The organism is Pedobacter metabolipauper (genome assembly GCF_004362715.1).
Lineage (GTDB): Bacteria > Bacteroidota > Bacteroidia > Sphingobacteriales > Sphingobacteriaceae > Pedobacter > Pedobacter metabolipauper.
Window position 1 is genome coordinate 75,970 of the sequence record NZ_SNYC01000010.1, and the last position, 7,918, is coordinate 83,887.

A 7,918-nucleotide genomic window follows, 5' to 3' on the forward strand; every position below is an offset into this window, starting at 1 on the left:
TTCAGGATACGCTTGAACTTATAGATATGGATATAAATAACCTAATCAATTCCTAGAACTTCAAACATAAACTCAAAATCAGTTGTTGAAAGTGTAGATAATTTATCATACGTATCTCTGTGGCATTTCCTATACTTTTCTCCACTACCACAAAAACACAATGACACGCGATCAGGTTTTTGTTTTTTTGATATGAACTTTAATCCTTCTTTGATTAAGTTCATATCTGTCGTATTAAATGTCTCTTTGAAAAACTCAATCCATCCTTTCAACCCATGAGATCTTTCTTGATAAAAGTATCCATTTAATCTTCGGAAGGTTTGATTAAAAAAATATGGTTTCACTTCTTCCTCTATGAAACCAGACAATGTTATTCCCTTCTTACATGCCAGCATTTCTTCCGGAGTAGTTTTTATACAACAATGGCCGTCTGTTTCATAAACATGCCAATCATAATTTATAGGAATTTTTTTTCCAACCTCAAACACAACCGGAAATGAGTTAGGGAAATTGCTTGTAGCTAAAATTTCAACAGAATAAGTATCTATTAAACCATTTCCATCATCAACTAAATTTATTTCACCTTTTAACCCCGGAATCCCTTCTTTTACAAAAGAAGTGAGACCGGGATTGGTTTGAGATACCAATTCGACTTGATTAACAAATAATCTGTAGCCATCGCTATTAACCATTTGCCCAAGGTTTTGATGTAGATGCTCCTGCAATTAGCGCAGCATTACTAGATAAATTTTCAGATATATCCTGGCCTAAAGGGAAACGATCACCCAAGTGTTTCCGCCAAAGTTTACTCGCTTTAAGTTGATTTGGCTCCTTTAGTGCATTTTCTGCATCTTCGATGAAGCAATCTAAATTATCTAAGAAGTTTTGACGGCGACTACTGCTATAATGTTCAAACAAGTCATCATTTGGAATTGCAGGAACAATGCACTGAAAACTGTTTTTTAAGGCTTTTTTTATTTCTTTCAAAACATCAGTTAATGCAATATCCTCCCTAGCATTTAAGATGATTTTGGACTTTGCATTAGATGCCAAAATTGTCATAGCTAAGCCACTTGGCATTTTATTACGTTTAAAATCACACCAAGCTTTTAAGTCCTTGACGATTTTAATGAGCATACCTTCTATATCTTTTTGAGCATTAAACCATTTTACAACGGCTTTTGGGTCACTATCTTCCCAACCAGTATTTTTAACCGCAATCATATATTCTTGGCCATCTATTTTGTAATAGATAGGGAAGTCAATTTCATAATCGCCAGCGAAAACTTTTCTAATGCATTTTTTTCTATGCTCAGGATCGGTAGTTGTATATCCATAGACAGCATCCCAAACCCAAGATTGAAGCGTAGTTGCAGTTACATCCGGTTTTTTGAAAAAGTAAATGCCGTCATCTAAGTCGCAAATATCATCCTTTGTTCTTATTGCGGAGCCCATTTTATAAGATCCTTGGATGAAAAATTTTGGTATATATTCTGGATGATTTTCCTTAAAATACTTTCTAATGCGTTCACGTAGCGCATTTTTTGAAGTAGTCATTTTGGATTTTTTTTCAGTAGTTAGGGAAATTTCTGTTTGAAATTCTTGGAAAAGTTTTTTAGTATCTGCCATATTATTTAATATTTAAAAATTTAAGAATATTGAAAAGGTTATTTTTTGATAATTCATCGCCAATAGCCTCCATTCTTTGCAAAGATTTTTTATCCGAAGCGTTGAGTTCAATGCTATCTCCAGCCATATCGTGTTGAACTCTCAAATAATCGAAAGCTAGATCATTCTTTTTTAAAGCTCGATTTAAGAAAGCGATATATTGTTCTGTTATTTGAGCTTGAGTATCCAAAACTATATCTACAATTCTGGGATTAGGGAATAGCCAGAAAAAAATAGATTTGGGCTTCCAACTCTTTTTGATTATTTGTCTACCCTTACCTGTTCCCAGAGACAATAGACTAATTTGGGAAAGATTATAACCTAATTTATCTGTAGCTTCAAAAATTCCAATTAAAGCCGGATTATTTGCAAAAAGGCCACCATCAATCATGTTTACATTTTGTCCGCTACCGTAATTGTTTTTGAAACTAAATGAATGAGGAGGGAAGTAAATCGGTGCTGATGCACTCGACATTGCTACATGATGAGCTGGTAATTTATAATCTCTAGTGTAGTCGGAGTGATGTTTGGTTTTCAAAACATTAATAGCTCCGTCATTGCCATTAAAAGTCGGAATACAAACATTTGTCTTTAAATCTTTCAACAATGGAACCACTCCATTATTGGCTGCTGCATACACCTCTTTAAGTTTTTTAAGTAAATTCTTATTACTATAAATCGCGCTGAAAAATGCTCTTGTTTTGGTCGGAAGGCATTTAAGGATAAATCTTGGGAAAATAATTTTAGCGTTTTCTTTATAAAATTTTACAAGATCATTAGATGGAATTCCTAAAGCAATTGCGATGGCTAATATAGCTCCGGTGGAAGTACCGCAGATTAGATCAAAATGTTCATAAAGCTTTTTTTCTGGATCTTCCTGTTGCAATTCATATTCGAGATCTGCTAATACTTTAGCCGGAATTAATCCCCTGATTCCTCCTCCATCTATAGATAGTATCCTAAACTTTTTCTTTTCTTCTGTCATAAACCATTAAATAATAATTCAAACATAAAAGCTATCTGTGCAATGTATCTGCATAGGTGGATCAAGATCTGGTTAATCATCTATAATACTGTACATATAGGCTAATAGAGGTTCATTTGTAGTAGAAAAATTATAATTTTAAATATTATTCGAAACTAGATGAAAACAAGCTATTTCAAACCCCGCAAGTCACAGCCTGTTGATCGAGTACAGCAATCCTTGGTTACACATTTCTTTGGCAACAGGTACAAAAGCCATCACCTTATTGAATAAAGCATGGGCATCACTTTCCTCTATTGTAAAGTTGTCTTTATAGCGTGCTGCTGAATAACTTTCGACCAGCAAATCAAACAACCTCACATCGTTCTTAATACCGGATTGGAATAACATTTTTGAGGGGACATCTGAAAAAACATTGCACAAACGTAAAAGACGGTGCAGGTTATGGACGTCTGTACGGTAAGCTAAATGTACTTCGATTAAGGCTATACAGACTTGCTCAACGGCTTGGTGTAACATGAAAACGCATACATTAAGCTGGTTTTCAATTAAACACTCATTAGCACCTGCTAGGAACCCGTCTGCCATTTCCATTCGGTGATTAAGATGTTTTAGGGCTTTGACACCTGCTTGGGTTGGAATAAAGGGCTGGATTGATTCCCGTTCTAAGATACCATCACGACTATAAACGATTTGTGCACTACTGCAAATGGTATTGAAAAACCTGTTGTTATCGGTTAGGGCTTCTGAAATAGTCTGTTTTCCATGTGCTAAAATGGTAACTGTACCAGCGGTGAAAATTGTATTTGCATAGTGCTGAATATCATGCTCAATTCTGGCAAGACTTTCAGTTACCAATAACAGAAAATAATGGCATTGGGTTTCTGGATCATTTTCCATAAAGCAATTGCTTTTTTTGCATTGAATACGGTGTTCTTTCCGAAGCAATAGATTTTTTCAGGTTTAAATCTTTCAACAAGCGCCTTGATGAGCAAGGAGTAATCCTTTTGTTGATTTTGAAGTTGGATTGTGGTTAGTGCTTCCATATTGATCTCATTTAATTGATTTACTATTTAAATGAGTCTTGGAGATGCAGAAGCAGAAATAGGTGCGGAACTGCATCTCGTGGTTGCATAGAGTTTCTGAAGCCTTACGTAACACGAGTGTACAGCAGTCCAGCACCTATTTTAGGAATACGCAAATATAGCATATTAGTAAATAGGCTGGGTATTCTGCTGTCTTGCGTTACGGCTTCAGATATGCAACCGCAAGACCATTAATATTTTATTTGTTGTTTATTCTCACATAATCAAGTATTTAATACTCTAAGATAACTAGATAATTTCAATACTCCAAATAAAAATACTCTTTTTATAGAGTGTGTAAAAATGGAGTATTTGCTTTACTTTATTTCATGGCAAATGCGAATCTTTTAACGAATGAAAAAGAGCTAAAGAAAATAGGTTTACGGCTTAAAAGTCTCCGTAAGTTCGCTGGGTATACTAGTCCAGATAAGTTTTCTTATGATAATAATTTAAATCGTTCTCAATATGGTAAATATGAAGCTGGGAGTGCTAACATAACGATTGGTACATTGATTGGTATTCTTAATTGTTTCGGCGTAAGCTTAAGTGAGTTCTTCAATGAAGATTATGATAATTCAAGCGCATAGTCAGTATCAAATGTGACTTCCTTTTGTAATTGTATTAATAATCTGTAATTATGAATAATATATTTTTAGTATATAGAGAAAAACTGTGTAGTATTTCAGAAATAACGTTATAATTAACAGAATTTATAGTTTGTAAATAAGTTAGGAGACACCATTAATCGAAAAATCCAATGACACTAAATGACATTAAACATCCGATTTTATATTCTACAATGACAACATTGGCATATAATATCAATAAAAAATATTTTGAGGATAAACATTATTTATGGTGTACTCCATATTTTGGATCTGATTACCAATCTCCACATTTCACAGTTCCTCCAAGTTCATCACCTATAGAAATATATAATACATTCAAAAAAGAAATAGAAGGCGCCGACTTACATAATACAAAAATAAGACTTAATCGAAAAGGAATAAGGAAGGGGGCTGATACGATGCTTGCTCTTGGTAAAATCTCACAAGAAGCATATGATGAGATAATCACAATTTCAAAAAGAGCCACTAATGAACAGTTTAGGCCATTACTTTGCGTGATTTCAAGAATTGAAGCTGTACCCTATTATAAAAAAGTCGATGTTAAAGATAGAGCAAATCCCTTGTCCCACGAGTATATACTATCAAATTTACCCCATTCAGTATTTGACATAATTAAAATCGGTTAATATGAAAACTTTAGAAAGCTTATTAGAAAGTTATAATATATTTGAAAAGAGAAGTGCTTTGTATTATTTAGGTAGATATATCAAACAAGCAGAGATTTTTGAAAACTATGAAAAGAATATTTTTATAGACGGAGCAGAAAGTAACCCTGATGAAAAAATAAAATCATTAACGCTTAATATGATAGAACATATTGAAAGAGCAGCGAATAAAAAGGCTTCTGAATTTAATGAAGATGAATTTTATTATTGGATGGATTATATAGCTGAAATTGAGGATAATATCGATAACGTACCTAACCAAGAAATAATAGAAAAAGCTCTAGAAGAATTGGATAAATTTGAGGTTCCAAAAAGCAAGGAGAATTAATAACAAGAGCAAATAATGCTATCGATTATTTAAGAAACCGGGGATGATCTCCGACCATTCCCGCTTCATCTAAATTAACGCTCTCGTATATAAAGACGTTAATCAAGGCTAGATATTGTGCTACCCGATAAATTAAATTACTGCATACTTACTTTTAAGCGTTGCCATGTCAGCACTAACTTTAATATCAGTATTTTAGCATAGTGTTGTGTAGTCTGAATATTTGTATGCCCGAGCATTTTAGAAACGCTTTCTATAGGTATTCCATTCAATAGGGTTACTGTTGTGGCAAATGTATGCCTAGCAATATGGAAAGTGATCTGCTTCTGTATACCACAGAAGTCGGCAATCTCTTTTAAATAACTGTTCATTTTCTGGTTACTTGATACTGGTAGTAACATTCCTGTATTCAAGCATATCCGATTATTCTGGTATTGATTTAGTATGGTAGAGGCAGCAGGCAACAAAGGAATGCGGGAAGGAACATTTGTTTTTTGCCTCTTAATAGAGATCCACTTTTCACCATCAATGCCAGTTACAATATCGCCTCTTTTTAAATTCTTAACATCTACATAGGCAAGGCCAGTGTAACAACAGAATAAAAACACATCTCTTACTTGCGCTAATCTTCCAGAAGTCAGCGGCTTATTGGCTATCTGATTTATTTCTTCCTCATTAAGGTAAACCCGATCAACCTTTTTAATCTTGTTTTTATAGTTTTGAAATGGGTCGGTAGCCAGCAATCCGCTGGAAAGGCAAATGCGAATAATCTTGCCGAAGTTCTTCAAGTATTTCACCGCAGAATTATTAGCGCATTTTCGTACAGATCGTAAGTAAAAATCGTATTCAGTTATAAAAAATAGCACGGTTTACTTTTCTAATGTCTATATCACTGACCTTGTATTTCCATTGTAAAAACTCAACGCTATGCTTTAATGAGGTTCTGTAACGCTCCGCAGTACCTTTAGAGAACTCAGAACCTACTAATGTTTCCATTTTGTGGTTGTGATCTTTAAATACATCGATTAAGGTGCATTGTTTTCCTATTTTTCCTTGAAATTGATCTCGCAAACGCTCGGCTGTAATGGCATCATCCTTTTCAGTTAATTGCCGACGTGCTTCAAATACCTTGTTTTGCAGGTTGTCCAAATATGCATTAAAGGATTTCATTTCTTCTTTCTTACCATTGCCCCGACCAGAAATTGCATTCCATTGTAAAGGTTCGCAACTACGGCCAGTGGTAACTTCTGAACGATTACCATTTACTGTAATTCGAAGATAGATAGGAGCAACGCCCTTTTGATAATTTTTTGGCTTCTTCATGTAGAAGAGCAAGCTGAAATTGGTTTTCATAATGTTAAACATTAATAGTGAACAACCCGAGCCCGATTTTCGGGCAAGAGCTGCATCGCAGATAAAAAGCAATAAGAATCAACGATGCAAATTTAGCTTTGCAGTAACTAGATGTCAAGATGTTTAGTCTGGTAACCTGTTTAATGTCAGTTTTTTATGAGTGATTCGGTGAGTAAATTTTCAATTTACTCACCGAATCACTCACCTATAGGATCGGAATTTTGGATCAATCCCAAATGTTGTGGAGCAGCGTTAAAATTTTAGCTTTGCGTTTTTAAACCACATTATCATTTATGCCGTCATCTACTGCCTCTTTGCTCAGATTATTTCTACCAGATTTTATATTAGAGAATTTTGAATTCAAGGGTGTTATTGAAGATTCTGAGACTTTCCACATAGAGCTTGAAGAACTCAATACCCTTCCTTCGGAATGGAGCAATATTAAAGTACTGTCCAAAGGATTCTTTGCTGAAATTGTGATCCAGGATTTTCCTATCCGTGGACATAAAGTGTTTTTTCATATCAGACGGCGCAGATGGCTTAATACAGAGACCGGTTCTGTAATTTACCGGAATTGGACTTTAGTAGAAAAGGGAACGCGAATGACAGGGGAATTCGCGGCTTTTTTAAAAGAGATCAATCGATACAGCACCGAGTAGTGTCGATACCATTAGCTCATTCTATGGTGTAAAGGCTAAAAACCTGCTTCGCCAGTATCGTGACTGCTTAAGTGACTTTAAAGGCTGGGCACAAAAGGCACATTCAAAAAAATGGCTGCTGTTTCCCCAAAATCTGGGTGAACAGCTCTCCATTGATGAGACCAGTCTGTCCCATGGTGAACTTTATACGATCCTTACCAATAAAGCAGCCAAAGGTAAGAAAGGTGCCATCGTTGCTATTGTAGCAGGTACTAAAGCAGAAACGGTAATCTCGGTACTGCACAGGATCCCGGAAAGGGCCAGGAAAAAAGTTACTGATGTCACCCTGGATATGGCAGGTAATATGGAGCTGATCTGTAAAAGGTGCTTTCCGCAGGCAACCCGGGTAACTGATCGTTTCCATGTACAGAAACTGGCTACTGAGGCTTTACAGGAAATGCGGATCAAACACAGATGGGAATCAATGGATATAGAAAATGAAGCCCTGGAACATTCCAAAAAGACAGGTATCCCATTTCAACCCGAAGTACTGCACAACGGAGATAC

Annotated in this window: 12 protein-coding genes; 5 read left to right on the forward strand and 7 right to left on the reverse strand. The window is 35.3% G+C overall.

Annotated features, from left to right (window positions below):
* Positions 1–41: 41 nt before the first annotated feature.
* From ATK78_RS22540 to ATK78_RS22825, 5 genes are all read right to left on the reverse strand, one after another.
* Complete coding sequence (locus ATK78_RS22540) at positions 42–692, reverse strand: SEC-C metal-binding domain-containing protein (RefSeq protein ID WP_133578411.1); 651 nt, start codon at positions 690–692, stop codon at positions 42–44.
* On the reverse strand, positions 685–1,629 hold the full coding sequence (locus ATK78_RS22545) for a CBASS cGAMP synthase (RefSeq protein ID WP_133578412.1): 945 nt from the start codon (positions 1,627–1,629) through the stop codon (positions 685–687). The genes ATK78_RS22540 and ATK78_RS22545 overlap by 8 nt, the downstream gene beginning before the upstream one ends.
* Position 1,630: 1 nt before the next feature.
* The gene (locus tag ATK78_RS22550; RefSeq protein ID WP_133578413.1) at positions 1,631–2,653 is read right to left on the reverse strand and encodes a CBASS cGAMP-activated phospholipase; all 1,023 of its coding nucleotides are present in this window, start codon (positions 2,651–2,653) and stop codon (positions 1,631–1,633) included.
* Positions 2,654–2,842: 189 nt separating this feature from the next.
* Complete coding sequence (locus tag ATK78_RS22555) at positions 2,843–3,553, reverse strand: HEPN domain-containing protein (RefSeq protein ID WP_133578414.1); 711 nt, start codon at positions 3,551–3,553, stop codon at positions 2,843–2,845.
* A complete protein-coding gene (locus ATK78_RS22825; RefSeq protein ID WP_166664949.1) occupies positions 3,505–3,699 on the reverse strand; it encodes a hypothetical protein in 195 nt (64 codons plus the stop codon). Before ATK78_RS22825 ends, ATK78_RS22555 begins: the two co-directional genes overlap by 49 nt.
* A gap of 368 nt (positions 3,700–4,067) precedes the next feature.
* Here ATK78_RS22825 and ATK78_RS22560 point away from each other — a divergent pair, with 368 nt between their 5' ends.
* The 3 genes from ATK78_RS22560 (at position 4,068) to ATK78_RS22570 (ending at position 5,360) form a co-directional block, all read left to right on the forward strand.
* A complete protein-coding gene (locus ATK78_RS22560; protein ID WP_133578415.1) occupies positions 4,068–4,325 on the forward strand; it encodes a helix-turn-helix domain-containing protein in 258 nt (85 codons plus the stop codon).
* Between the two features lie 170 nt (positions 4,326–4,495).
* Positions 4,496–4,993, forward strand: coding sequence for a hypothetical protein (locus ATK78_RS22565; RefSeq protein WP_133578416.1), 498 nt, complete (start codon positions 4,496–4,498; stop codon positions 4,991–4,993).
* Between the two features lies 1 nt (position 4,994).
* The gene (locus ATK78_RS22570) at positions 4,995–5,360 is read left to right on the forward strand and encodes a hypothetical protein (RefSeq protein WP_133578417.1); all 366 of its coding nucleotides are present in this window, start codon (positions 4,995–4,997) and stop codon (positions 5,358–5,360) included.
* A 137-nt stretch (positions 5,361–5,497) separates the two neighbouring features.
* Here ATK78_RS22570 and ATK78_RS23030 read toward each other — a convergent pair whose 3' ends face one another.
* Together ATK78_RS23030 and ATK78_RS23035 are read right to left on the reverse strand one after the other, a co-directional pair.
* The gene (locus ATK78_RS23030) at positions 5,498–6,157 is read right to left on the reverse strand and encodes a site-specific integrase (RefSeq protein ID WP_243732607.1); all 660 of its coding nucleotides are present in this window, start codon (positions 6,155–6,157) and stop codon (positions 5,498–5,500) included.
* Between the two features lie 49 nt (positions 6,158–6,206).
* The gene (locus ATK78_RS23035; RefSeq protein ID WP_243732608.1) at positions 6,207–6,713 is read right to left on the reverse strand and encodes an Arm DNA-binding domain-containing protein; all 507 of its coding nucleotides are present in this window, start codon (positions 6,711–6,713) and stop codon (positions 6,207–6,209) included.
* A gap of 293 nt (positions 6,714–7,006) precedes the next feature.
* Between ATK78_RS23035 and ATK78_RS22580 the strand changes: the two genes are divergently transcribed.
* The gene (locus tag ATK78_RS22580) at positions 7,007–7,372 is read left to right on the forward strand and encodes an ISAon1 family transposase N-terminal region protein (RefSeq protein ID WP_133578418.1); all 366 of its coding nucleotides are present in this window, start codon (positions 7,007–7,009) and stop codon (positions 7,370–7,372) included.
* A gap of 10 nt (positions 7,373–7,382) precedes the next feature.
* The coding region (locus ATK78_RS23040; protein ID WP_449415940.1) for an ISAon1 family transposase at positions 7,383–7,918 on the forward strand (536 nt) is incomplete at its 3' end.

Bases quoted from the DNA above. Each gene is read 5' to 3' on its own strand.
- ATK78_RS23035 (WP_243732608.1), bottom strand. From the start codon at position 6,713: ATGAAAACCAATTTCAGCTTGCTCTTCTACATGAAGAAGCCAAAAAAT.
- ATK78_RS22545 (WP_133578412.1), bottom strand. From the start codon at position 1,629: ATGGCAGATACTAAAAAACTTTTCCAAGAATTTCAAACAGAAATTTCC.
- ATK78_RS22565 (WP_133578416.1), top strand. From the start codon at position 4,496: ATGACACTAAATGACATTAAACATCCGATTTTATATTCTACAATGACA.
- ATK78_RS22555 (WP_133578414.1), bottom strand. From the start codon at position 3,553: ATGGAAAATGATCCAGAAACCCAATGCCATTATTTTCTGTTATTGGTA.
- ATK78_RS22560 (WP_133578415.1), top strand. From the start codon at position 4,068: ATGGCAAATGCGAATCTTTTAACGAATGAAAAAGAGCTAAAGAAAATA.
- ATK78_RS22825 (WP_166664949.1), bottom strand. From the start codon at position 3,699: ATGGAAGCACTAACCACAATCCAACTTCAAAATCAACAAAAGGATTAC.
- ATK78_RS22570 (WP_133578417.1), top strand. From the start codon at position 4,995: ATGAAAACTTTAGAAAGCTTATTAGAAAGTTATAATATATTTGAAAAG.
- ATK78_RS22540 (WP_133578411.1), bottom strand. From the start codon at position 692: ATGGTTAATAGCGATGGCTACAGATTATTTGTTAATCAAGTCGAATTG.
- ATK78_RS22580 (WP_133578418.1), top strand. From the start codon at position 7,007: ATGCCGTCATCTACTGCCTCTTTGCTCAGATTATTTCTACCAGATTTT.
- ATK78_RS22550 (WP_133578413.1), bottom strand. From the start codon at position 2,653: ATGACAGAAGAAAAGAAAAAGTTTAGGATACTATCTATAGATGGAGGA.